Origin of the sequence: Micromonospora sp. CA-269861 (genome assembly GCF_050948505.1) — a bacterium.
Lineage (GTDB): Bacteria > Actinomycetota > Actinomycetes > Mycobacteriales > Micromonosporaceae > Micromonospora.
Window position 1 is genome coordinate 1,382,726 of the sequence record NZ_CP192014.1, and the last position, 24,502, is coordinate 1,407,227.

A 24,502-nucleotide genomic window follows, 5' to 3' on the forward strand; every position below is an offset into this window, starting at 1 on the left:
CGGACCGCCGAGCGGCGGGTCTGAGGAGGTCTTTCTCCAGACCCACCGCTCGGCGAGGCTGACCACGGGGTCAGGCGCGGGCGGCGGCGAGCACCTGGCCGACCAGGGCACCGGAGGTGCCGGAGCGCTCGTACTCGGGCCGGTTCAGGCTGCCACCCATCAGCGGCGCCGGGTTGCGGTGCACGGCTGGGCTGTCCGAGCTGACCAGGGCCGCGAAGTGGTACTCGTCGGCGCCGGTCGCCTCGACGATCCGGGCGATGTTGCGCGGGGTGATGCCACCGCCCGGCATGACGACGATCCGGCCGGCGGCGCGGCGCACCAGGTCGGCGATGAGCGGGGCACCCTCCAGCACGCTGACCTCCTGACCCGAGGTGAGCACCCGCTGTACGCCCAGCTCGATCAGCTGCTCCAGCGCCGCGTGCGGGTCCCGGGTCATGTCGAACGCCCGGTGGAAGGTGATGCTGGCGTCGCCGGCAGCGGCGATCAGCCGGCGGGTGGTCGGCACGTCGACGTCACCGTCGGCGGTCAGCGCGCCGATCACGATGCCGTGCGCCCCGGCCGCCACCGCGGCCCGGACGTCCCGCTCCATGGCCTCGATCTCGAACGGCGAGTAGATGAAGTCGCCGGCCCGGGGACGGACGATCACGTGTACCCGGATCCGGCTGACGGCGCGCAGAGTCGTCTCGATGGTGCCCAGGCTGGGGGTCAGCCCACCGTCGAAGAGCGCGGAGCACAGCTCCACCCGGTCGGCGCCGGCCTCCTCGGCGGCGACGGCCCCCTCGACGCTGTCGATGCAGATCTCGAATGTGTTCATGATTCTTCCTTTTCCGTGCGAGGCGATGCCGCTTCGGTCCGAGACGATGCTGTGGTCCAGTCGATGACGGCCGTGACGGCGCCGACAGGGACGCCGCCGCCGAGCACCGGCACCTGGCGCAGCGCTTCGGCCCCACCCACCGGCACGCCCACGGCGTCGAGGGCGGCGAGGGCGATGGCGGTGGTGGCTCGCGGCGAACCGTCGATCGCCTTCACCGCCACCGCGTGACCGTCCGGTGCGGCCACGGCGAGCACGCCCTCGGCACCGCCCTTGGCGAGGACGCCGGGCAGTGCCCGCATCAGGTCGGTGTTCGGGTGCCCGTGCCAGCCGCCGACGTACTCCGGGTGTTGGCGCATGGCCTGCGCGACGAGCGCCTCGTCGCTCCCGGCGGGCGCGGTGACCAACGCCTGGAACGTACGGGCCAGGCCGGTCAGTGGCAGGCCGAACAGCGGTGCGCCGCAGCCGTCGACCGCGTGGTGCGCGACCGGCGTACCGGCCAGCCGGGCGACGGCGGCGGCGGTCTCCCGCTGGAGCGGGTGGTCCGGGTCGAGGTAGTCGTGGGTGCTCCAGGACCTGGCGACGCAGGCGACAAGCATCGCGGCGTGCTTGCCGGAGCAGTTCATCCGGATCCGGTCGCGCTGTCCGCCGGCCCGGATCAGCCGGTCCCGGGTCGGTTCGTCCTCCGGCCAGTCCACCGGACAGCCGAGGGCGTCGTCGCCCAGGCCGGCCCCGGCCAGCATCGCCCGAACCACCTCGACGTGCCTGTCGTCGCCGGTGTGGCTGCCGGCGGCGAGGGCCAGCGCCGGGCCGGTCAGCTCGTCGCCCGCCGCGATGCGGCAGGCCAGTGCCTGCACCGGCTTGAGGGTGGAGCGGGGGAGCACCGGCTCGTCGGGTACGCCGGCGGAGAGGGCGACAGTCCCGTCCGGGGCGAGCACCACGACGCTGCCGTAGTGCCTGCTCTCGACGAAGCCGTTGCGCACGACCTGGGCCAGTTCGGCGTAGCGGAAGATGGTCACCGGGGCGTGTTCCCTTCGAGAAGCGGCGGGGGCAGCTCAGCGGTCCGCCGTCCGCGTCGGCCGCCGAAGCGGCCGTTGCGGGCCTGGAGTACGCGGGCGAACTTCGACAGCGAGGCGTTGACCGCCAGGTAGATCAGGGCCACCACGAGGAACGTCTGGATCAGCAGGTGGGTGTACGAGGAGAGCACCTGCCCGCTGTAGAGCAGCTCGGTGTAGCTGACCACGAAGCCGAGCGAGGTGTCCTTGAGCAGCCCAACCAGTTGGCTGACCAGGGACGGGGCGAGTTGGAGCAGTGCCTGCGGCAGGACCACGAGCGCCATCACCTGTCCGCGGCGCAGCCCGACCGCGAGGCCGGCCTCGGTCTGCCCACGGTCCAGCGCCAGGATGCCGGACCGGAAGATCTCCGCGAACGCCGCCGAGTTGGAGACCACCAGCGGCACCACGAGCTTCCAGAACAGCGGGAAGTTCAGCCCGTACTGCGGCAGGGCGAACAGCGTCACGTAGATCAGCAGCAGGGTGGGGACGGTCCGGAAGATCTCCACGTACGCGCCGGCCAGCCATCGCAGCGGTCGGTGCGTCGACAGCCGGCCGAGCGCCAGCAGCAGCCCGAGCGCGGCGCTGAGCACGGCGGTCGCGGCGGCGGCGCGCAGCGTGGCCCACAGGCCGTTGAGCAGGTACCGCCAGATGGGCCAGGTGGTGAACGGCTCCCACCTGGCGGCGGCCAGCTCGCCGTGGCTGTGGAACTGGTAGACGGCCGCGACCAGGGCACCGGCCAGGAGAACCGCGCCCAGCACTGTGGCGATCCGGATCCGTCGTTGGGCGCGGGGGCCGGGTTCGTCGAAGAGGATCTGTTGCGTCTTGTTCATCGGACGATCGCCAGCCTTCGTTCGAGCAGGCCGGTGACCTGACCGATGATCAGCGCAAGCAGCATGTAGGCGAGGCCCGCGCCGGTGAAGACAGCGATCGGTTGAGCCTCGACCAGGTTCACGTTGTTCGCCACCTGGGTCAGCTCGACCACGCCGACGGCGGCGGCCAGCGAGGTGTTCATCAGCAGCGCGATGCAGATGTTGCCGATCGGCTGGATCACCGCCCGCAGTCCCTGCGGCAGGATCACGTGCCGCAGGGACTGGCCGAAGGTGAGCCCGATGGCACGGGCTGCCTCGGCCTGGCCCACACCGACCGTGTTGATCCCGGCGCGAATCGCCTCGGCCAGGTACGCCCCCTCGTACACCGCGATGACGATCGCGGCCGAGGTGAACAGCGGAAACGTGATGCCGATGGTCGGCAGCGCGAACACGAAGAGCACCAGGAGGGCCAGCAGCGGCAGGTTCTGGAACACCTCCACGTACCCGGTGCCGATGGCGCGCAGCAGCGGGACGGGGGCGATCCGCAGGGTGGCCACGATGATGCCCAGCAGCATCGCGCCGACGGTGGTCACGACTGTCAGTTCGACAGTCGTGACCAGGCCGTGGCCAAGCTCGCTCAGGTGGGCGGTGAGGGCTTCCATCGGTACGAGAGGCTGCTCAGGAGCCGTCGGCGGAACCGAGGGCGGGCGGGGTGGGCGCCCCACCCTCCACCACCGAGCCGAGGGTGCCCTCCCAGACCTTCGCCCAGGTGCCGTCAGCCTGGATCTTCTTCAGCCAGTTGTTGACGAACTCCTTGAACTGCGCGTCCTCCCGGTTGAGGCCGATGCCGTACGCCTCGGTGGTGAACGGCTCGCCCACCACCTTCATCCCCGGGTTGGCCTTGGCGCCCGAGGCGAGCAGCGTGAAGTCCTGCACGTACGCGTCGCCGCGCTTCTGCAGCAGCGCCTGCAACGCCTGCGGGTCGGTGCCGAAGGCGATCTGCTTCGAGCCGGGCGCGGCGGAGGGCAGTGCGGTGACGGCAGGGGTGTTCGCCCCGACGATCACGGTCTTGCCGGCGAGGTCCTTGACGCTCTTGATGGAGGTCTCGTCCTTGCGGACCCCGACGGCGAGGCCGGAGGTGAGGTACGGGCCGGCGAAGGCGACCTGGGTGGCCCGCTGCGGGGTGATCGTGTACGTCTGGAAGACCGCGTCCACCGACTTGGCCTGGAGCATGGCCTCCCGGGTCTGGGTGCCGATTGTCGTCGTCTTCACCTCGGGCTTGCCGATGATGTACTTCGCCAGCAACTTCGCCATGTCGGCGTCGAAGCCCTCGATGGTGCCGCTGACCGGGTTCTGCTGGGCGAGCAGCGGCGCGTCCAGGGATCCGCCGATGTTCAGGTAGCCGCGCTTGCGGATCGCGTCCATTGTGGAACCAGCCGGGATGTCCGCGTCGGTGGCGACCGGGGCGGCGTCGTACACCGACTGGGCGACCACGCCGTCGCCGCCAAGGCCGGGGTTGCCGGGCAGCGTCGGAGCGCTGCCGCCGCTGTCGCCGCCGCAGCCGGTTGCGGCGAGGGCCACCGCCACCGCGGTGGCGGTGAGGGCGAGCGACCGCCGCCCGGTGAAGCTCATCTTGAGGATTGACATGACACCCTCCCGTTGGGGGCTAGTGCTGGAGGATCTTGGATAGGAAGTCGCGGGCCCGCTCGGTGCGCGGAGCTGCGAAGAAGTCGTCGGGAGCGCCGGATTCGACGATCCGGCCGTCGTCCATGAAGACCACCCGGTCGGCGGCGCGACGGGCGAAACCCATCTCGTGGGTCACCACGATCATGGTCATCCCCTCGGCGGCCAGGGAGACCATCACGTCGAGCACCTCGTTGACCATTTCCGGGTCGAGGGCCGAGGTCGGCTCGTCGAAGAGCAGCACCTTCGGTTGCATCGCCAGGGCTCGGGCGATCGCGGCCCGTTGCTGCTGCCCGCCGGAGAGCTGGGCCGGGTGGTGGTCTGCCTTGTCGGCGATACCGACGCGCTCCAGCAGGGCCATCGCCTGCTGCCGCGCCTCGGGTCGGGGGATCCGGCGGACCCGGGTGGGGCCGAGGGTGATGTTGTCCAGCACCGTCTTGTGGCCGAAGAGGTTGAAGGACTGGAAGACCATGCCGACATCGGCGCGTAGCCGGGCCAGCGCGCGGCCCTCGGCGGGCAGCGGCTCACCGTCGATCTCGATGCTGCCCTGCCCGGCCGTCTCCAACCGGTTGAGGCAGCGGCACAGGGTCGACTTGCCGGAGCCCGACGGCCCGACCACGACGACCACCTCGCCGGCGGCCACCGTGAGGTCGATGTCCTTGAGCACGTGCAGCGGACCGAACCACTTGTGCAGGCCGCGTACCGACACCATCGGTCGGTCCGCACCCGTCGTCTCCGGTGCCACCTGGCGGCCTCACTTCCTTCGACTACAAAACTAAGTCAGCTTCATATCGAACCAACAGCGCCATCTAAAGGTAGCCAGCAAACTAAGTCAACCGGTTGCTTGAACAAACTGCGGGTGCTAAGAAGCTGACGTGACGATTGACGACGCGCCACGCGATGCCCTCCGCGGCGGCCCCCGCGAGCTGCTGCGCTGGGTGGCCACCGGTGCGGCCGTCAGTCGGGCCGACCTGTCCCGCCTCTCCGGGCTGTCCCCCTCGACGGTGTCCCAGCGGGTCGAGGCGTTGATCAGCCAGGGCCTGCTGGAGGAGACCGGCGCCGGACGATCCCGGGGTGGGCGACGGCCCCGCCAACTCGCCGTGCCGACCGGCGGCGCGGTGGTCGGCGCCATTGACCTCGGCGCGCATCACGCCCGCGTCGGCGCACTGGATCTCTCCGGGCGGGTGGTCCAGGCCCGTACCCTGCCGGTCCGCATCGAGGACGGCCCGGAGGCCGTGCTCGGCACGCTGCTGGCCGAGGTCGCCACACTGGTGGGCGACGACCCGGTGGCCCCGGCCGACGGCTCGGCGGCAGGTGCGCTCCGCGGCATCGGCATCGGGATCCCCGGTCCGGTGCAGCACGCCACCGGGCGGATCGTCAGTCCGTCGCGGATGCCCGGCTGGAACGGCTTCGACGTCGCCGCGTTCTGCGCCGGCCGGGTCGACGTGCCGGTCATCGTGGACAACGACGCCAACCTGATGGCGCTCGGCGCGCACCGCACCGCGCACCCCGAGTTGGACCACGCCGTCTACATCAAGGCGGGCACCGGGATCGGCTCCGGTGTGATCTCCAGTGGACGGTTGCACAGGGGCGCGCAGGGCTCGGCGGGGGACATCAGCCACTGCCGGGTGGTGGCAGATCCCGCCCCGCCGTGCACCTGTGGAAACGCCGGTTGCCTGGAGGCGGTGGCCAGCGGCGCCGCACTGGTCACCGCGCTGCGGGGTCAGGGCGTAGCGGTCTCCGACCTGACCGGTGTGATCCGCCTGATCGACGACGGCGACCGGCAGGCCACCGCCCTCGCGCGCCAGGCCGGCCGCGCCGTCGGCGAGATCCTGGCCGTGGTGGTCAACTTCTTCAACCCGCAGGTGGTGGCCATCGGCGGTCGGCTCGCCGACTGTGAGCCGCTGCTGGCCAGCATGCGGGCCACCCTCTACGAGCGGTGTCTCCCGCTGGCCACCCAGACCCTGCTCATCGAACGGGTCGCCGCCGGCCAGGACGTCGGCATCACGGGTGCCGCCCACCTGGTGATCGACCACGTCGTGGCGGCAGCCTGACCTCGCTCAGATCACCGCAGGCCATCTTCACAATTTCCTTACCCACAGTCACGTAGCCTTCCGGGGTTCCTCGCTGACCCGTGATCGCTGCTGGAGGTTGTGACGTGCGGATCAACGGACGGCTGCTCGTGCCGATCTCGTTGGCAGTGGTGTTGGCGACCGCCGGGTGTGGCGCGTCCGCTCCGGCTTCCGGGCAGGCCGACGGCCCCCGCTCCAGCCCGAGTACGCAGAGCTCAGCCCCGAGCCCCGTCGATACGCCGACCTCCAGCCCCACTCCGGAGATCCCGACCGACAAGCAGATCCCCACCAGGGCCGCCGGCACCTTCGCCACCGCCAGCGGCACCGGTCGCGTGATCGGCAAGGGCAAGAAGCGGGTGCGCTACAGCGTCTCGGTGGAGAAGGGCATCAAGTGGGGTGACATCCCCGCCTGGAAGCCGGACCGCTTCGCCGCGAGCATCGAGCAGGTGTTGGCGGCGCCGAACGGGTGGGCCACCTCGGCACAGCACCCGGTCACCAACGCGGCGGTGAACCTGACCCGGGCGTCGTGGTCCTTCCAGCGGGTCAGTACCTCGACTGTCGACGTCGACGTGCGGCTTGCGACACCGAAGACAGTCGACCGACTCTGCGGTGCGAGCGGCGTCGACACCGAGGGGGTCTACTCCTGCAAGTACGGCAAAACCATCATGATCAACCTGCGGCGCTGGCTCCAGGGCTCACCGGGATACCCGGTCAGCATCGACGAGTACCACGCCGGCGTGATCAATCACGAGTTCGGCCACTTCCTCGGCTTCAACCACATGAAGTGTGGCGGTCGCGGCAAGCCGGCCCCGGTCATGATGACCCAGACGATGGGCCTGGGCGGGTGCGTGCCCAATGTCAGCCCGTTCGCCCCGAACGGCCAGTTCGTCAGCGGACCGTGGGCGCCGTCCTGACCGGTGATCCCCGCCCTGACCGCAGTGTTGATCCCCACGGGATCCTTGACCGCAAGGTATCCGGGTCGACTTGATTCCCGATATCACTGATCCCATGTCGATCATGCGACCACGGGGGCGGGCGCAGGCGTGCCGGTGCCCTACTCGGTCAGTTGGCCTCACTCGATCCAGGCGGTAATGATGAGAAGGTCGAACCGGGCCACGTGAGGATCTGAGGTATGGGCAGCCGTTCAGAGGCGGGATCCGCGGCAAGTGTCGCCCGGCTCACCGAGCAACTTCGGCGTTTCGCCGAGGAGCGCGAGTGGCAGCAGTTCCACACGCCGAAGAATCTGGCAATGGCGCTGTCCGGCGAGGTCGGCGAACTGCTGGCAGAGCTTCAGTGGCTTACGCCGGAGCAGGCTGCCCAGGTGATGGCGGACCCGCAGGCGGGTGCACGGGTGCGCGCCGAGATCGGCGACGTCATGATCTATCTGGTCCGGCTCGCCGACATCCTCGATATCGACCTGGTGGAAGCGGCGGTCGACAAACTGGCGGACTCAGCCCGGCGCTACCCGGTGGAAAGCGCCAAGGGCTCCGCAGCGAAGGCGCCACGGTCGTAGCCGTTGGTTGATCTTCTGGTTACAGTCGTGGCAGTAAGGCGGTCCGACGGGCTTCCGGTGCACGGATATGCCCCCCATCCGCACGATCTCTTCGTGCTGCCCGGGGGCACCTGTCGATGTCGGCGTACCGTACGTCCGCTGCTGGTCTGTTGCGTCTCGCTACCGATGGCACCCTGGTGGAGGTGCTGACCGAAAGGGCTCGCCACAGCGGTCATGGGGTGAGCCCCGCTGAGAAGCGGTCCTGGGCGCGTAGCCTGCCGGTGCTCGCGCAGGATCTCGCCGACGCGGGCCTGACCGAGGTCGAGGTGTTGGTCGAGTACCAGCTTCCGTTGACCAGTCGACGCGTCGATGCGGTACTGGCCGGTGTTGATCCACGTACCGGGGATGACTCCTACCTAGTCGTTGAACTCAAGCAGTGGACCTACGCCACGGCCTTCGAGGAATCCGACACCCTTGTCGCCGTCGAGCAGGTCCGTGGGCCGCGCCTGCATCCCGGTGTGCAGGTGCAGGACTACTGCCGCTATCTCAGCGACTTTCTGGGCGTGTTCGGCCGCGACCAGAAGCTGTTGCAGGGTGCCGCTTACCTGCACAACGCGGTGGACCGTGACGTTACCGACCTGCTCGACCGGCCGACCACCGAGCAGAGCCGGATCTTCACCGGGCAGCGTCGGGGGCAGTGGCTAGCTCACCTGCGCGGCCGATTCGCACCCGCTTCGGGAGCAGGCCCGGCGGACCGGTTCCTGACCAGCACCGTGCGCCCCAGCCGGCATCTGATGGCGTACGCCGCCGCCGAGCTGAAAGAGCGCTCGCACTTCACCCTGCTTGACGAGCAACATGTGGCGTACGAGTTGGTCGTGCACGCGGTCGAGCGGGCTCGGACGGCGAACCACAAACGCGCGTTGGTGGTGGCGGGTGGACCGGGCAGCGGTAAGAGCGTCATCGCCCTCGCGGTCCTCGGGGAGTTGGCCCGGCGGAACCGGTCGGTGCTGCACGCCACCGGCTCGCGCTCCTTCACCCAGACACTGCGTCGCTATGCCGGCCGGGGATCGACCCGGCTGCAGAGCCTCTTCAAGTACTTCAACAGCTTCATGGACGCCGAGCCGAACGACATCGAGGTGCTGATCTGCGACGAGGCGCACCGGGTACGGGAGACGTCGGTCAACCGCTATACACCCAAGGCGCGCCGGGAGGTGGCCCGCCCGCAGTTGGACGAACTCATCTCGCTCGCCCGGGTGCCGGTCTTCCTGCTCGACGAGCATCAGGTGGTGAAGCCGGGCGAACTGGGCAGCGTCGAGGTCATCTCCGCCTTCGCGGAGAAGCTCGGCGTGGAGGTCGAGGTGGTCTCTCTGCACGACCAGTTCCGCTGCGGCGGCAGCGAGGCGTACGAGGAATGGGTTCTTGACCTGCTCGGTCTCGACGGAGGTGAGCCGTCCGTTTGGACCGGTGACGGCCGGTTCGACGTGCAGGTCGCCGAGTCTCCGGAGGAGATGGAGGCGTACCTAGCCGAGCGGCAGGGGCTCAGCGGCACGGCCAGGATGTCGGCCGGCTACTGCTGGCCTTGGAGCGATCCGAGACCCGACGGCACGTTGGTGCCGGACGTGACAATCGGTGACTGGGCGCGACCGTGGAACGTCCGGAGCGAACGCAGTGTCGGCGAGGCGCCGGGGAGTGCGTTCTGGGCCACCGACCCGAACGGCTTCGGTCAGGTTGGTTGCGTATACACCGCCCAGGGCTTCGAGTACGACTGGTCGGGGGTCATCATCGGCCCCGACCTGGTGGCGAGGGACGGCCGGCTGGTGACCCGCCGCGAGGAGTCGAAAGACTCGTCGATCCGCAGCCGCAAGTCCGTCGGCGACGCGGAAGTGGACCGCTTGATCCGCAACACCTACAAGGTGTTGCTGACGCGGGGCATGCGCGGCACGGTGCTGTACGCGACCGACCCGGAGACGCGGGAGTACCTGCGCGATCTGGTGCGGGTCCGGCGGGCACCGGAGATCAGGTTCGAGGTCGAAGCCGGGTAGCGGCAGGCACACAGTGTCGATACTGTGACCGTCAGTTCAGCGGACCGACGGGCTTCCGGCGAAGGACACGCCCCCACCGCACGAGATCTTCGTGCCTCGGGGGCCTGTCAGTGCTGGCGTTCCAAACCACACCCAATCAGATTCTCGAGCTCGCTGAGGCGGGCAAGTTGGCAGGTCGGGTAGCCGCCCATCTGTCGGCCGCGGGCTTTCAGGTGAACGCTAGTGAGCGGACCTCCTGGAAGGAGAGTCTCCCTGCGTTGGCTGCTGAACTAAGCGCAGGGGGGCTCGGCGATCTCGACGCGCTCGTGGAGTGCCAACTCCCTCGCAGTAGCCGGCGGATCGATGTGATCCTCGCCGGCGCTGAGCGATCGTCGAACCGGCCGGTCTATGCCGTAGTGGAGCTCAAGCAGTGGAGTTGGGCGACCGTTTACGACGAGGCGGAAAATCTGGTACGGGTACCAGGGATGCGGGAGCCGCAGCCACATCCCGCGTTGCAGGTGCAGACATATTGCTCCTATCTTGCTGACTTTCTGCCCGTGTTGTGGGATTGGCCGGATTCGGTGCACGGGCTAGTGTTCCTGCACAACGCGGACGGTCACCGGATCCCGGGTCTGCCCACCGAGAGTCTTTCCGCGCAGGCCGGACGAAGCCTTGTCTTCACCAAGGACCGGCTTGATCATTTACGCACCTACCTGCGGGAGCGTTTTGCTCCGTGGCGGGACAGGGCTGCGGCGGAGCGGCTGCTGAACGCTGCCGTCCGGCCCAGCAAGCAGCTCCTGGCCGTGGTGGCGCATGAGGTGGCGAGTCGCCGCCATCTCGTGCTGTTGGACGAGCAGCGCACGGCGTACGAGCTGGTCATGCGCGGGGTCCGCTGGGCGGACCAGGGGCGACGCAAGCGGGTCGTGGTGGTGTCGGGTGGGCCGGGCAGCGGCAAGAGTGCCATTGCGCTCTCGTTGCTGGCAGACCTCGCTCGGGAGGAGCGCACGATCGCTCACGCCACGGGATCCAAGGCATTCACGAAGACCCTGCAGGAATTTGCCAGGAACCAGCCCCGGGATCCGGAGCAGCGGACCGCGCCGGTGTTCAACTACTTCTTGGACTTTATGAGTTCTCCGCCGAACAGCATTGATGTGTTGGTCTGCGATGAGGCTCACCGCATCCGTGACAGGTCGCGCCGCGGCGGGATCGTCGGGAAGGTTCCACAGGTTCACGAGCTGATCGGGGTCGCCAAGGTCCCGGTGTTTCTTCTCGACGACGACCAGGTGGTGCGTCCGAACGAGGTGGGCAGCGCACCGATGATCCGCGCCGCGGCAGAGGGCTTGGGCTTCGAGGTTGACTACATCCATCTCGGCGCCCAGTTTCGCTGCGGCGGCAGCCCGCGGTACGAGCGTTGGGTGATGCACCTGTTGGGGCTGGCCGAGGGTTCCCCTTACCGATGGCCGGCCGACGACGACTACCGCGTGGCACTTGCCTCCTCACCACAGGAGATGGAGGCTCTGCTGCGGCCACGCAACGAAGCTGGTCAGCCGGCTCGAATCTCGGCTGGGTTCTGTTGGCCGTGGACCCAGGAGTCCCGCCGTGGCCGCCTTGCCCCGGATGTGTCCATCGACGGCTGGCAGAGGCCGTGGAACGCTGCCGCCGCGCGTCCACCGCGAGGTATTCCCTCTGGCTCCTACTGGGCTACCGATCCACGGGGCTTCGACCAGATCGGCTGCATTTACACAGCGCAGGGTTTCGAGTACGACTGGTCCGGTGTGATCCTGGGCCCGGACCTGGTGATCCGTGACGGACAGTTCCGCAGCGAGCCGACGAAGTCCCATGACGGCGCCATCATCAGGAAGGGGCGAGTGTCAGAGGGGGCGGATCGGCTTATCCGTAACGCCTACAAGGTCTTGTTGACGCGAGGCATGCGCGGGACGCTGATCCTTTCAGTGGACCCTGAGACGCAGGAGTTCCTTGCCGGCATGATTCCTCCCCCGCGTACCACTCGTGTGCAGACTGCGCCCGGGGTGGTACGAGTCGCTCAGAACAGCTCGCAGCCTCCCGTTCAACGTGATCACCCGACGCACACCACGACGGGCGCTGCCGGCGGTGACTCCGACGGGCGCTGAGGCTTGACTTCGAACTCCAGACTCTGCCGAACGATTGCGCCGCCCCACCATCGGCCAAGGACGTGCAGGTCTACGGCGGGTGTGACCGTCAATGGGTCGTCTGGACCGAAGGGGGGCGGGCGGGCCCGCTGGACCGCGTCGGGCTGGGTGGGGTCGGGATACGCACTGACTCGCGCGATGCGAGACGTCCTCCTCGGCGCGGATCCGCCGGTTCAACTGACCGCACGGGCGAAGACTCGGCTGTCAGTTGAGCGCGACGAGCGCTCGGCGCTGGTACATCCGGGCGGCAGTATGGCCGTTCGTGCCAGCAAGGGGGACCTGCTCTGGTGGACCTGGGCCGGGCTACGGGCGAATGCGACGTTGACGGCAACGCTCAGCGAGGTCGTCGACCCGGCGCAGCGGTTCGATGACTACGCCATCCGGCTCCGCGAAAACCTGACACCACAGGATTGGCGGTCCCTGGTCGCCGACGCCGGCCACCGGATCTGCCTGCCGGAGGTGAACGCGCGGGCCGTCGCCGGGTTGAAGTTCAGCACCGCCCTGCCGGAGCGGTTGGCGCGGGCCACTCTCGCCGCACGTCTCGCGGACCTCCCCGGAGCGGCAGCCGTACTGGACGAACCCATCCGGTTCGTCGTTCTTGCGCCCTGACCTTGAATGGGCACCGGGGCCGCTCCGGTGTGAGGGCCGCCCGGGTCCTGAGACGGCGCTGCCCGACCAGGGGAGTCTCCTCGCCGGCCGGGCAGCACTCCGCAACTGATCAGCTGTCGGCGGTCAGGCCCTTGAGCATCTCGGCGAGGTCGGTGGTCTCCGCCGGCGGCGGCGTCTCGATGGTCACCGCCTTGCCGTAGTCGGTGTAGTCAATCACCATGTCGCCCATCTTGCCCATCACCATGCCCGCCCGACGCGGCCGGTACTGCTCGTCGACCCACAGGTCGATCTTCAGCTCCTTGACGCCCTGGGTGGCCAGCGTCTGCTCGGTGGCGTCACGGTGCATGGCGTCGATCTGCGCGAGGTAGGTCGCCACCGGGGTGGTGACCGTGTAGTGGACGGTTGGCACCCCGTTCACCGTCTCCTGCCCCACCACCGTCGTGCCCTCAATGGCGAGCAGCGTCTTGACCTGCTTGATCGGGTCCATGTCATCGAACTGCTTGCTGAAGTCCGTGCCCGCCATCTCGCTCAGGCCGGTCATGTCCATCTTCATCCAGCGCTTTCCGCCCGTACCCTTGCGGCCCTCCGCTGGAATCTCGGCGTAGATCACGGCGCCGATCATCCGGACGCTGGTCGCGGCGCCCATCGCGTTGGTCATCTTCATCTCGGCCTTGAGCGGGTCGCCCAGGTCCAGGACACCCTGCATCGAGATCTTCTGGCCGCCGATCGTGCCCGTCATCGTCACGGTCACTGAGTCGGTCTTGTCGGTGGCCTCGGCCGTCTTCAGCAGCGAACCCTTGAGATCACTGGCCAGCAGCTCCAGGACGCTCGGCTGCTTCGACGCTTCGGACGCGCCGGACGGCACGCCGCAGGCGGAGACAGCGAACGCGGTGAGCGCCGAGACCGCCACCAGAGCGGGCTTCTTCCAAAGAGACACGTACACGCCTTCCCCCGTAGGAATCTGGGACGATCCCCAGTAGACCGACGACACGCTAGCCCACGTGGTCGATTCGGGGGCACCGCGTTTTCGCCTGTCCACCCCTGATCGACGCGCGATCGTTGATGTCGGGGTATCCGGGTCGACGGGATACCCCGACATCGCGAGGTCGGCGGTGCGGGCGGGGCCGGGTGGTTACTCCGGGACGCGGCGGTAGGCGCCGTCGCTGGCCGAGGTGGCCATCGAGGCGTACGCGCGCAGCGCCGCCGACACCGGGCGCTGCCGGTCGGTCGGGGTGTACGGCTTGTCGCGCTTCTCCTCGGCCACCCGTCGGGCCTCCAGCTCCTCGGCGGGCACGTTCAGCTCGATCGACCGGCTCGGGATGTCGATGACGACCTCGTCGCCGTCGCGGACCAGGGCGATCAGCCCGCCGGAGGCCGCCTCGGGGGAGACGTGCCCGATGGAGAGCCCGGAGGTGCCACCGGAGAAACGGCCGTCGGTGAGCAGCGCACAGGAGCGGCCCAGCCCTCGGCCCTTGAGGAACGAAGTGGGGTAGAGCATCTCCTGCATGCCGGGACCGCCCTTGGGTCCCTCGTACCGGATCACCACGACGTCCCCGGCGACCACCTGCTTGGCGAGGATCGCGGTCACCGCGTCGTCCTGCGATTCGTAGACCTTTGCCGGGCCACGGAAGGTCAGGCAGTCGTCCGGCACGCCAGCGGTCTTCACCACACTGCCCTCGGGCGCCAGGTTGCCGTGCAGGATGGCCAGCCCGCCGTCGGCGGAGTAGGCGTGCTCGCGGTCCCGGATGCAGCCGCCGGCCGCGTCGGTGTCCAGCGACGACCACCTGTTGGTGGTGGAGAACGGTTCGACGGTACGCACTCCGCCCGGCGCGGCGTGGAACAGCTCGACCGCCGTCGGGGTGGGGGAGCCGCCGCGCACGTCCCAGTCGGTCAGCCACTGCGCCAGCGAGGGGGAGTGCACGGCGTGCACGTCCCGGTTGAGCTGCCCGGCCCGGTCCAGTTCGCCGAGGATCGCCGGGATGCCACCGGCCCGGTGCACGTCCTCCATGTGGTAATTCGGAGAGTTCGGCGCGACCTTGGCCAGGCACGGCACCCGCCGGGAGATCGCGTCGATGTCGGCGACACCAAAGTCCATCTCCGCTTCGCGGGCGGCGGCGAGCAGGTGCAGCACCGTGTTGGTGGAGCCGCCCATCGCCACGTCCAGGGCGACCGCGTTCTCGAAGGCGGCCTTCGAGGCGACGATGCGCGGCAGGACCGAGTCGTCGTCGCCGTCGTACCACCGCTTGGAGATCTCCACGATGGTGCGGCCGGCCTCCACGAACAGCGACCGGCGCGCGGCGTGGGTGGCAAGCGTCGAACCGTTGCCGGGCAGCGCGAGCCCGATCGCCTCGGTGAGGCAGTTCATCGAGTTGGCGGTGAACATGCCGGAGCAGGAGCCGCAGGTCGGGCAGGCGGAGCGCTCGATCTCACCGAGCTGCTCGTCGGTGACCGCCTCGTTCGAGGAGGCGATCATCGCGTCGATCAGGTCGATCTTGCTGTGCACGACGCCCTCGATCGCCATCGTCTTGCCGGCCTCCATCGGGCCGCCGGAGACGAAGACGGTCGGGATGTTGAGCCGCAACGCGGCAAGCAGCATCCCCGGCGTGATCTTGTCGCAGTTGGAGATGCAGACCAGGGCGTCCGCGCAGTGCGCGTTGACCATGTACTCGACCGCGTCGGCGATCAGCTCACGGCTGGGCAGCGAGTAGAGCATGCCGCCGTGGCCCATCGCGATGCCGTCGTCGACCGCGATGGTGTTGAACTCCCGGCCCACCCCACCGGCCTCGGCGACCGCGTCAGCGACCAGGCCACCCATGTCCTTGAGGTGTACGTGACCAGGCACGAACTGGGTGAAACTGTTGGCGATGGCGACGATCGGCTTGCCGAAATCGTCGTCGGTCATCCCGGTGGCCCGCCAGAGGGCCCGGGCGCCGGCCATCGTCCGACCGTGTGTGGAAGTCCTCGACCGCAGCTCAGGCATGCATACCAGCATGACACCGTTGCCGCGCGGGCCCACCCGGGTATCTGCCGTGTCCCAACAGATGCACACCCAGCCCCCCATGACGTGCGCCCATCCGGCACTCTTGGAGGCGTGCATTTTCCACCGGGCATGGTCGCTGTCGCGGCGCTCAGCGGGCTCGTTGCCGCGGTGGCCGCCGCGCTGCTGACCGTCGTCGCCCGGCGGCGGACGGGTCCGCGTCGACCGGCACACGTGCTGCTCGCGGCGGCCGCCGGCGGCGCGCTGCTCAGCCTCCTGACCGGGGTGGTCGCCGCGCTCAGCGCGAACGACCACTGGGCCCACGAGCAGGGGCAGCGCACCGGTTGGGCGACAGCGGTGGCGATCGGCACGGCGGTGAGCGGGCTGGCCTTCGCCGCTGGTCTGCTCCGGCTGCCCGGGGTGGCCGCCACCGCGGCGGGAACGGCCCGGCTCGCCCTGGACGGGTTGGTCATGGGGGCGGCGCTGTGGTTCGTCGGTTGGGTGCTCTTCTCCGAGCCCACCCGGTTGCTCGGTGCCGCCACCCCGATGGCCTGCCCGGCGATTCTGGTGGCCACGGTGAGCGCCGCGCTCGGCACCGGGCTCGTCGTGATCGTCGTCTTCCGGGCCGCCACGCCACGTCGACGGCTCGCCGCGCTGGGCGCCGGCATCAGCGCGGTGACCTGCGGCGGTCTGGGGCTCAGCGCCGGGCTCTGCCAGGCCGGGCCGACCATGGCGCTGACCGGTGCGGCGGTGCTCGCCGCCGGCCTGCTGACCGTCGCGCTCGCCGTGTACCGGGCCGACCGGCCGGGGCAGGTCGACCTGGACCTGGTCGGTAGCGACGGCGAGTACGCGATCGCCCCGATGCTCGCGATGGCCGCCTCGGCGATGTACCACCTCGCCCAGGACGGTCGGTTCACCGCTGCGGGCATCGTGGCCGGCAGCGTGGAGGGTTTCGCCCTGGTGGCACGGCAGTACCTCACCCTCCGCGACGTCCGGGGGTACGCGAGCCGCCTGGCCGAGCGGGAGGCGCACTTCCGTGAGCTGGCGCACACCGATCCGCTGACGTCGTTGGCCAACCGTCGCGGGCTGCTCCGAGCGCTGCACCGCAACGCCGCGGACCGCAACCCGTGTGTGCTCCTCGGCCTCGACCTGGACGGCTTCAAGAACGTCAACGACATGCGGGGGCACGACGTGGGCGACGCCGTGCTGGCCGAGGTGGGCCGGCGGCTGCGCGGCAACCTGCGCCCCGGCGACGTGGCCGCCCGGCTGGGTGGCGACGAGTTCGCCGTCCTCATGCAGGGCCGGTCGGTCGAGGCGGACCGGGTCGCCGAACGGCTGCTGGGGGTGCTCAACCGGCCGTACGACCAGCCGGAGGGGCCGGTCTTCCTGTCGGTGAGCATCGGGGTGGCCGACTGGGCCGACGAGCCGGACGTGGAGCTGCTGCTGCGCCACGCCGACCTGGCGCTGCGCTACGCCAAGCAGCGGGGCAAGAACCGGATCGAGCGGTACGACGCCGCGTACGACAAGCTGCTGCGCCGCCGTACGACCGTGGAGCACGAGCTGCGCGGGGCCATCGAGCGCGACGAGCTGCGGTTGGCGTTCCAACCGGTGGCGTCGCTGCCGTCGGTGCGGCCGGTCGGTGCCGAGGCGCTGCTCCGTTGGCACCATCCGGAGCTGGGCAACGTCCGTCCGGACGAGTTCATCCCGCTCGCCGAGGAGTGCGGCATGATCGCCCCGCTCGGCGCCTGGGTGCTGCACCAGGCCTGCTACCAGCTATCCCGGTGGCTGGCGGACGGGCACGACGTCTGGGTGTCGGTGAACGTCTCCCCGCGCGAGCTGCACGCCCCGGCGTACGTGGTCCAGGTCGCCGAGGCGCTGCGCGCCCACCACGTGCCGCCGCAGCGGCTGGTCCTGGAGGTCACCGAGCACGCGGTCGCCACCGACCTGGACGAGCTGATCCGGCGGCTCACCGCGCTGCGGTTGACGGGTGTCCGGATCGCGCTCGACGACTTCGGGGCCGGCTACTCGTCGCTGGGGCAGCTGCGCCGATTGCCGATCGACATCCTCAAGATCGACCACAGTCTGGTCGCCGAGCACGAGCCGGTCCGCCCGGTCGGCCAGGACGGCCCGGCGTTCGCCCCGATGGTCGACATCGTCATGCGACTGGGCCACCAGCTGGGGCTGGAGGTGATCGCCGAGGGGGTGACCACCCCGACCGAGTTGGCCGCGGTGGTGGCCGCCGGTTGCCGGTTCGGCCAGGGCGCGCTCTTCGGCTGGGGGGTGCCGGCCGAGCACCTGGAGGCGATGCTGGAGGCGGCCACGTCCCCGGGTGCACGTCCCGCTCCGGTGCCCGCGCCACGTCGCGCTCCGGCCGCGTCCGGGCAGCTCACCCCGTCCGTTGATGGCGCGTCGCAGGCCGACGCGCCGGCCTCCGTTAACCAACATGTGGGATCAGTTGACTCATCGCGTGAGATGCGTCAGGCTTAGCCGCATGTCGTCGTACCGGTCGCTGCGAGTACTTACCTGAGCGCACTCTCCCTCACCGAGAGTGCGCTGGCCCCGTGCATCTGCACGAGGGCCGTTTTTATTGCCATCGGAACCTGGCGAAGCGGGCTCCCCGCCCGCGTCGCATCGCTTGACTAGCCACCAGCCACTCCAGCCGAAGGCCAGAACCGCCATGACGAGACCCACGCCCGAGACCCTCGCCCACACCGCCCGCCGGGCCCGCGCGGCCGCCGACCCGACCCTCGACGTCGACCAGGCCGCGACACGCACGGCCGCCCCGGCCGCCCCGGTGGTACGGCCCGCCGCCGCGACCCAGGTCTCCGGGGCCGGCTCGCTCGTGCGGTCCCTCGAGGCGCTCGAGGTCGAGGTCGTCTTCGGCATTCCGGGCGGCGCGATCCTGCCGGCGTACGACCCGCTCTACGACTCGACCGTCCGGCACATCCTGGTGCGGCACGAGCAGGGCGCGGGGCACGCGGCGACCGGCTACGCGCAGGCCACCGGCAAGGTCGGCGTCTGCATCGCCACGTCCGGCCCGGGCGCCACGAACCTGGTCACCCCGATCGCCGACGCGTACATGGACTCGGTGGCGATGGTGGCGATCACCGGTCAGGTGGCCCGCCCGTCGATCGGCACCGACGCCTTCCAGGAGGCGGACATCCAGGGCATCACCCTGCCGATCACCAAGCACAACTTCCTCGTCCAGAACGCCGAGGAGATTCCCCGCGTGCTCGCCGAGGCGTTCCACCTGGCCAGCAGCGGGCGGCCCGGCCCGGTGCTCGTCGACATCCCCAAGGACGTGCTCCAGGCGCCGACCACCTTCACCTGGCCGCCCACGCTGGACCTGCCCGGCTACCGGCCCACCCTGCACCCGCACGGCAAGCAGATCCGGGAGGCGGCGCGGCTGATGGCCGGCGCCCGGCGGCCGGTGCTCTACGTCGGCGGCGGGGTCCTCAAGGCCGGCGCCACCGACGGGCTGCGCCGGCTTGCCGAGCTGACCGGCATCCCGGTCGTCACCACGCTGATGGCGCTCGGGGCGTTCCCCGACTCGCACCAGCAGCATCTGGGGATGCCCGGCATGCACGGCACTGTCGCCGCCGTCTACGGCCTGCAGAAGGCCGATCTGATCGTCGCGCTGGGCGCACGCTTCGACGACCGCGTCACCGGCAAACTGGACTCGTTCGCCCCGGACGCGGCAGTGGTCCACGCGGACATCGACCCCGCCGAGATCGGCAAGAACCGGCACGTGGACGTGCCGATCGTCGGCGACGCCAAGCACGTCATCGACGAGCTGATCGCCGCGGTCACCGTCGAGCGGTCGGCGGGGCGCACCGCCGATCTCGGCGACTGGTGGACGCAGCTCGACGACCTGCGCAACCGCTACCCGCTGGGCTACGACGAGCCGGCCGACGGAACCCTGTCCCCGCAGTACGTGATCAAGCGGCTGGGCGAGATCGTCGGCTCGGACGCGATCTTCGTGGCCGGGGTGGGCCAGCACCAGATGTGGGCGTCGCAGTTCATCTCCTACGAGAAGCCGAACACCTGGTTGAATTCCGGCGGCCTCGGCACGATGGGCTACGCGGTGCCGGCGGCGATGGGCGCCAAGGTCGGCAAGCCGGACACGGTGGTCTGGGCGGTGGACGGGGACGGCTGTTTCCAGATGACCAACCAGGAGTTGGCCACCTGCGCGCTGGAGGGCATCCCGGTCAAGATCGCCGTCATCAACAACGGCAATCTCGGCATGGTCCGACAGTGGCAGACGCTCTTCTACAACGAGCGCTACTCCAACACCGAGCTCGGCACCCACAAGCACCGGATCCCCGACTTCGTGAAGCTCGCCGAGGCCCTGGGCTGCGTCGGGCTGCGGTGCGAGAACGCGGCTGACGTCGACAAGACCATCGCCGCCGCCATGGAGATCAACGACGCGCCCGTGGTGATCGACTTCGTGGTCGGCAAGGACGCGATGGTGTGGCCGATGGTCGCCGCCGGCACCAGCAACGACGAGATCATGTTCGCCCGTGGCGTCCGCCCGGCCTTCGACGAGGATGACATCTGACATGAGTGAGCACAGCGAACGAATCAGCAAGCTCAGTCTTACCAATGGTCGTGACACGACCGAGCGAAGCGAGGCCGTGGCATGACCATGCACACTTTGTCCGTGCTGGTGGAGAACAAGCCGGGCGTGCTCGCCCGGGTCTCCGGCCTGTTCTCCCGGCGCGGGTTCAACATCGACAGCCTCGCCGTCGGCGAGACCGAGAACCCTGACGTCTCCCGGATCACCATCGTGGTCAACGCGGAGTCGTCCCCGCTGGAGCAGGTCACCAAGCAGCTGAACAAGCTCGTCAACGTGCTCAAGATCGTTGAGCTGGATCCGCAGGTCTCGGTTGCCCGGGAGCTGCTGCTGGTGAAGGTCCGCGCCGACCGGTCCGCGCGGTCGCAGGTGCTGGAGACCGTCAACCTGTTTCGCGCCCGGGTGGTCGACGTCGCACCGGACACGCTGACCATCGAGGCCACCGGCACCCCGGACAAGCTCGACGCGCTCCTGCGCGACCTCGAGTCCTTCGGCATCAAGGAAATGGTCCAGTCCGGGCTGGTGGCCATCGGGCGCGGCTCGCGTTCGATCACCGCCGGTCCCGCACTGCGGGCCGCCTGACCCGCCGCCGGTCGGCCCCGGCGGGCCGTCCGGCGAATCCATCCGCACAGACCACGACGGGCCGCCCCGGCCGTCGTACGAAAGGGAAGTTCTCATGAGCGTTGAGGTGTACTACGACGACGATGCCGACCTCGGCCTGATCCAGGCCAAGAAGGTCGCGGTGATCGGTTACGGCAGCCAGGGCCACGCCCACGCGCTGTCGCTGCGTGACTCCGGCGTCGACGTGGTGATCGGTCTGCCGGAGGGCTCGAAGAGCCGTCCCAAGGCTGAGGAGCAGGGCCTGCGGGTGGTCACGCCGGCGCAGGCCGCCGCCGAGGCCGACGTGATCATGGTGCTCGCACCGGACACCGCCCAGCGCGGGATCTACGCGGAGTCGATCGCCCCGAACCTCGCCCCGGGCAAGGCGATCTTCTTCGGCCACGGCTTCAACATCCGGTACGGCCTGATCAAGCCGCCGGCCGAGGTGGACGTGGCGATGGTCGCGCCCAAGGGCCCCGGCCACCTGGTCCGCCGCCAGTACAGCGACGGCAAGGGCGTGCCCTGTCTCGTCGCCGTCGAGCAGGACGCCAGCGGCAACGCGCTTGCGCTCGCCCTCGCGTACGCCAAGGGGATCGGCGGCACCCGGGCCGGCGCGATCAAGACCACCTTCACCGAGGAGACCGAGACCGATCTCTTCGGCGAGCAGGCGGTGCTCTGCGGCGGTGCCTCGGCGCTGGTGCAGACCGGCTTCGAGGTGCTCACCGAGGCGGGCTACGCCCCGGAGGTCGCCTACTTCGAGTGCCTGCACGAGCTGAAGCTGATCGTCGACCTCATGTACGAGGGCGGCATCGCGAAGATGCGCTACAGCATCTCCGACACCGCCGAGTACGGCGACCTCTCCCGCGGCTCGCGCATCATCGACTCCCGGGTCAAGGACGAGATGCGCAAGATCCTGGGTGAGATCCAGTCCGGCGAGTTCGCCCGCGAGTGGGTCGCCGAGGACGAGGCCGGCCGGCCCAACTTCACCAAGTGGCAGGCCGAGGGTGCGGCGCACCCGATCGAGGAGACCGGCAGGAAGCTGCGCGGCATGATGAGCTGGGTCGACCGCCCGATCACCGAGACCGCCTGACCGTCCGGCTCGTCCGGCTCGTCCGGGCGATGATTCACCGACAGCCCCTGGGCTGGCGCTCTCCCCAGCGCCGCCCCGGGGCTGCCCGGCATGCTGCCGCCCGTCGATGCGTCGGGCGGCAGTGCTCGTGCGCCACGACTCTCCTGCGGTGACCGGGTGACCGACGCCACCGGTGTTCGGCACGGCCCGAGAAACCATGTCGGTGCGGTGAACGGCCGATGTCCGGCGCCCGACCGGGCGTGTGAGGGCACTCACCCCGGAGACCGGAACACGCCGACCAGCGGGGCCCCTACGATCGCCTGTAGGTGCAGCAGCCGGCACCTGACGGCCACGGCACGGATCAGCGCGGGGCGCAGTGCGGCGCCCCGCCGCCCGGGCCGATCGCAAACACGACCTCTACGAGGACCGATGAATCCTGTCGTACTGATCGCCGAAGAACTCGCCCCCGCCGCCATCGAGGTGCTCGCCCACGACTTCGACGTCCGTCACGTCGACGGCACCGACCGTCCGGCCCTGCTCTCGGCGCTCTCCGAGGCCGACGCCGTCATCGTGCGCAGCGCGACCCAGATCGACGCCGAGGCGGTCGCCGCCGCGCCGCGACTCAAGGTGGTCGCCCGGGCGGGCGTCGGGCTGGACAACGTCGAGGTGCCGGCCGCCACCGCGCGGGGCGTCATGGTCGTCAACGCGCCCACCTCCAACATCGTCTCCGCCGCCGAGCAGGCCGTCGCGCTGCTGCTCGCCGTTGCCCGGAACACCGCGAGCGCCAGTTCCGCGCTGAAGGCGGGGGAGTGGAAGCGGTCGAAGTACACGGGCGTCGAGGTGCAGGGCAAGACCGTCGGCGTGGTCGGGCTCGGTCGTATCGGCGTGCTGTTCGCGCAGCGCATCGCCGCGTTCGGCACCCGGCTGATCGCGTACGACCCGTACATCCAGCCGGCCCGTGCGGCGCAGCTCGGCGTCCGCCTGGTCGGGCTGGAGGAGCTGCTGCGGGAGAGCGACTTCATCTCCATCCACCTGCCGAAGACGCCGGAGACGGTGGGCCTGATCGGTGAGAAGGAGCTGGCTATCGTCAAGCCCGGCGTTCGCATCGTCAACGCCGCCCGTGGTGGGCTGGTCGACGAGCAGGCGCTCGCCGACGCGATCGCCGAGGGCCGGGTCGCCGGCGCCGGTGTCGACGTGTACAGCAAGGAGCCGTGCACCTCGTCGCCGCTGTTCGCCTTCGACAACGTGGTCGCCACCCCGCACCTGGGCGCCTCCACCCACGAGGCGCAGGACAAGGCCGGCCTGGCCGTGGCCAAGAGCGTCAAGCTGGCGTTGCAGGGCGAGTTCGTCCCGGACGCGGTGAACGTGCAGGCCGGCGGTGTGGTCGCCGAGGACGTTCGGCCGCTGCTGCCGCTGGCGGAGAAGCTCGGTCGTGCGTTCACCGCGGTCGCCGGCGGGGTCGCCGCCAGCGTCACGGTCGAGGTTCGCGGTGAGATCGTCAGCCACGACGTGTCGGTGCTCAAGCTCGCCGCCACCAAGGGCCTGTTCAGCTCCGTGGTCGAGGAGCAGGTCACCTACGTCAACGCTCCGCACCTGGCCGCCGAGCGTGGCGTCGAGGTCACCCTGGCCACCCTGGCCGAGACGGCCGAGCAGCCGACCCTGGTCACCGTGCGCGGCGCGCTGCCGGACGGTCGGACGGTCAGTGTCTCCGGCACGGTCACCCACTCCGGCGCCCGGGACGTGCTGAAGCTGACCGAAGTGGACGGCTTCGACGTGGAGATCGGCGCGGAGGGCATCCTGCTCTTCCTGCGCTACGCCGACCGGCCCGGCGTGGTCGGCACGGTCGGTACCCTGCTCGGCGAGTCGGGCATCAACATCGCCGCCATGCAGGTGGCCCGTCGGGAGGCCGGCGGCGAGACGCTGATGACGCTCACCGTCGACCAGGCGCTCGGCGCCGACCTGCTCACGTCGGCCGCCGAGTCGATCGGCGCCACGGCGGCCAGCGCCGCTGACCTGCGCGACGAGTAGTAGACGGCAAGCACCGCGGGGGGCCTGGCGATTCGCCGGGCCCCTCGTCATTTCCGGCCGTGCCGACGCTCAGGTCAGCCGGGCAGTCGCGCCGGCGGCGGGTAGACCGAGCCGTCCTGCGGGTCGAACAGCATGAGCCCGTGCTCGCCGGCCAGCCGCTCGATGTCGAGGAGTACCTGGTCCGCACAGGTCGGGTGCAGGTTCAGCTCGACGTGGTCGTGGGCCGCGTGCAGCGGCGCCACCGCCCACGGGCTGTTCGGGCCGGGGTGACGGTCCGGATAGGAGGCGGTGATCGCCCGGTAGAAGCTGACCACCCGCGGGTCGGGGTAGCGGTCCACGTGCCGGCCCTCCCGGCAACCGTCGACCGCTGTCCGCACGTCCTCGGGCGTCGCCCCGTCCTCCAGGGCCCACACGCTCAGATCGAAACTCACGGCGGATAGCGTGCCATCCGCCGTTCACCATGTCGAAACTGCCTCGCCGCCGGTCAACCACCGATTGCCGCAGTCTTCGGTCGCGACGGTCCGGTGTGGAG

Annotated in this window: 20 protein-coding genes; 11 read left to right on the plus strand and 9 right to left on the minus strand. The window is 69.9% G+C overall.

From position 1 onward, the window contains the following. Positions 1-70: 70 nt before the first annotated feature. Genes ACQP0U_RS06375 through ACQP0U_RS06400 form a run of 6 tightly spaced genes read right to left on the minus strand, consistent with a single transcriptional unit; the run spans position 71 to position 5,070 of the window. Positions 71-814, minus strand: a complete 744-nt coding sequence (locus tag ACQP0U_RS06375; protein ID WP_433316620.1) for a copper homeostasis protein CutC — start codon at positions 812-814, stop codon at positions 71-73. Further along, positions 811-1,830: an asparaginase gene (locus ACQP0U_RS06380; protein WP_433316622.1), complete on the minus strand. Its 1,020-nt coding sequence runs from the start codon at positions 1,828-1,830 to the stop codon at positions 811-813. The genes ACQP0U_RS06375 and ACQP0U_RS06380 overlap by 4 nt, the downstream gene beginning before the upstream one ends. Continuing rightward, on the minus strand, positions 1,827-2,696 hold the full coding sequence (locus ACQP0U_RS06385; RefSeq protein ID WP_433316624.1) for an amino acid ABC transporter permease: 870 nt from the start codon (positions 2,694-2,696) through the stop codon (positions 1,827-1,829). The genes ACQP0U_RS06380 and ACQP0U_RS06385 overlap by 4 nt, the downstream gene beginning before the upstream one ends. Further along, complete coding sequence (locus ACQP0U_RS06390) at positions 2,693-3,337, minus strand: amino acid ABC transporter permease (RefSeq protein WP_433316626.1); 645 nt, start codon at positions 3,335-3,337, stop codon at positions 2,693-2,695. The genes ACQP0U_RS06385 and ACQP0U_RS06390 overlap by 4 nt, the downstream gene beginning before the upstream one ends. Before the next feature lie 16 nt (positions 3,338-3,353). Next, positions 3,354-4,322 carry a glutamate ABC transporter substrate-binding protein gene (locus tag ACQP0U_RS06395; protein ID WP_433316628.1) on the minus strand — a complete coding sequence of 323 codons (969 nt, stop codon included), beginning with the start codon at positions 4,320-4,322 and terminating at the stop codon, positions 3,354-3,356. Between the two features lie 19 nt (positions 4,323-4,341). Further along, positions 4,342-5,070, minus strand: coding sequence for an amino acid ABC transporter ATP-binding protein (locus ACQP0U_RS06400; protein ID WP_354973198.1), 729 nt, complete (start codon positions 5,068-5,070; stop codon positions 4,342-4,344). A gap of 163 nt (positions 5,071-5,233) precedes the next feature. Between ACQP0U_RS06400 and ACQP0U_RS06405 the strand changes: the two genes are divergently transcribed. The 6 genes from ACQP0U_RS06405 (at position 5,234) to ACQP0U_RS06430 (ending at position 12,723) form a co-directional block, all read left to right on the plus strand. Next, entirely contained in the window at positions 5,234-6,412 is a 1,179-nt protein-coding gene (locus ACQP0U_RS06405) for an ROK family transcriptional regulator (RefSeq protein WP_433316630.1), read from the plus strand. A 104-nt stretch (positions 6,413-6,516) separates the two neighbouring features. Continuing rightward, on the plus strand, positions 6,517-7,344 hold the full coding sequence (locus ACQP0U_RS06410) for a DUF3152 domain-containing protein (RefSeq protein WP_433316632.1): 828 nt from the start codon (positions 6,517-6,519) through the stop codon (positions 7,342-7,344). 218 nt (positions 7,345-7,562) lie between these two features. Further along, positions 7,563-7,943 (plus strand): nucleotide pyrophosphohydrolase, encoded by a 381-nt coding sequence (locus tag ACQP0U_RS06415; RefSeq protein WP_433316634.1) that lies wholly within the window; start codon positions 7,563-7,565, stop codon positions 7,941-7,943. 218 nt (positions 7,944-8,161) lie between these two features. Then, positions 8,162-9,964, plus strand: a complete 1,803-nt coding sequence (locus tag ACQP0U_RS06420) for a DNA/RNA helicase domain-containing protein (protein WP_433316636.1) — start codon at positions 8,162-8,164, stop codon at positions 9,962-9,964. A 110-nt stretch (positions 9,965-10,074) separates the two neighbouring features. Next, on the plus strand, positions 10,075-12,075 hold the full coding sequence (locus ACQP0U_RS06425) for a DNA/RNA helicase domain-containing protein (RefSeq protein WP_433316639.1): 2,001 nt from the start codon (positions 10,075-10,077) through the stop codon (positions 12,073-12,075). Between the two features lie 177 nt (positions 12,076-12,252). After that, positions 12,253-12,723 carry a hypothetical protein gene (locus ACQP0U_RS06430; protein ID WP_433316642.1) on the plus strand — a complete coding sequence of 157 codons (471 nt, stop codon included), beginning with the start codon at positions 12,253-12,255 and terminating at the stop codon, positions 12,721-12,723. A gap of 109 nt (positions 12,724-12,832) precedes the next feature. Here ACQP0U_RS06430 and ACQP0U_RS06435 read toward each other — a convergent pair whose 3' ends face one another. Both ACQP0U_RS06435 and ilvD read right to left on the minus strand, forming a co-directional pair. Then, complete coding sequence (locus ACQP0U_RS06435; RefSeq protein ID WP_433316643.1) at positions 12,833-13,822, minus strand: hypothetical protein; 990 nt, start codon at positions 13,820-13,822, stop codon at positions 12,833-12,835. A gap of 33 nt (positions 13,823-13,855) precedes the next feature. Then, a complete protein-coding gene (ilvD, locus tag ACQP0U_RS06440; protein WP_433316645.1) occupies positions 13,856-15,703 on the minus strand; it encodes a dihydroxy-acid dehydratase in 1,848 nt (615 codons plus the stop codon). Between the two features lie 129 nt (positions 15,704-15,832). Between ilvD and ACQP0U_RS06445 the strand changes: the two genes are divergently transcribed. From ACQP0U_RS06445 to serA, 5 genes are all read left to right on the plus strand, one after another. Next, entirely contained in the window at positions 15,833-18,187 is a 2,355-nt protein-coding gene (locus ACQP0U_RS06445) for a putative bifunctional diguanylate cyclase/phosphodiesterase (RefSeq protein WP_433320652.1), read from the plus strand. Positions 18,188-18,377: 190 nt separating this feature from the next. Then, on the plus strand, positions 18,378-20,258 hold the full coding sequence (locus tag ACQP0U_RS06450; protein WP_433316647.1) for an acetolactate synthase large subunit: 1,881 nt from the start codon (positions 18,378-18,380) through the stop codon (positions 20,256-20,258). 81 nt (positions 20,259-20,339) lie between these two features. Continuing rightward, positions 20,340-20,855: an acetolactate synthase small subunit gene (gene ilvN / locus ACQP0U_RS06455; RefSeq protein ID WP_124815780.1), complete on the plus strand. Its 516-nt coding sequence runs from the start codon at positions 20,340-20,342 to the stop codon at positions 20,853-20,855. A gap of 94 nt (positions 20,856-20,949) precedes the next feature. Further along, positions 20,950-21,963 carry a ketol-acid reductoisomerase gene (gene ilvC, locus ACQP0U_RS06460; RefSeq protein ID WP_433316648.1) on the plus strand — a complete coding sequence of 338 codons (1,014 nt, stop codon included), beginning with the start codon at positions 20,950-20,952 and terminating at the stop codon, positions 21,961-21,963. Between the two features lie 408 nt (positions 21,964-22,371). Next, positions 22,372-23,970 (plus strand): phosphoglycerate dehydrogenase, encoded by a 1,599-nt coding sequence (serA, locus tag ACQP0U_RS06465; protein WP_238661574.1) that lies wholly within the window; start codon positions 22,372-22,374, stop codon positions 23,968-23,970. 74 nt (positions 23,971-24,044) lie between these two features. Here the strand turns inward: serA and ACQP0U_RS06470 are convergent, their stop codons facing one another. After that, positions 24,045-24,401, minus strand: coding sequence for a hypothetical protein (locus ACQP0U_RS06470; protein WP_433316650.1), 357 nt, complete (start codon positions 24,399-24,401; stop codon positions 24,045-24,047). Between the last annotated feature and the right edge of the window lie 101 nt (positions 24,402-24,502).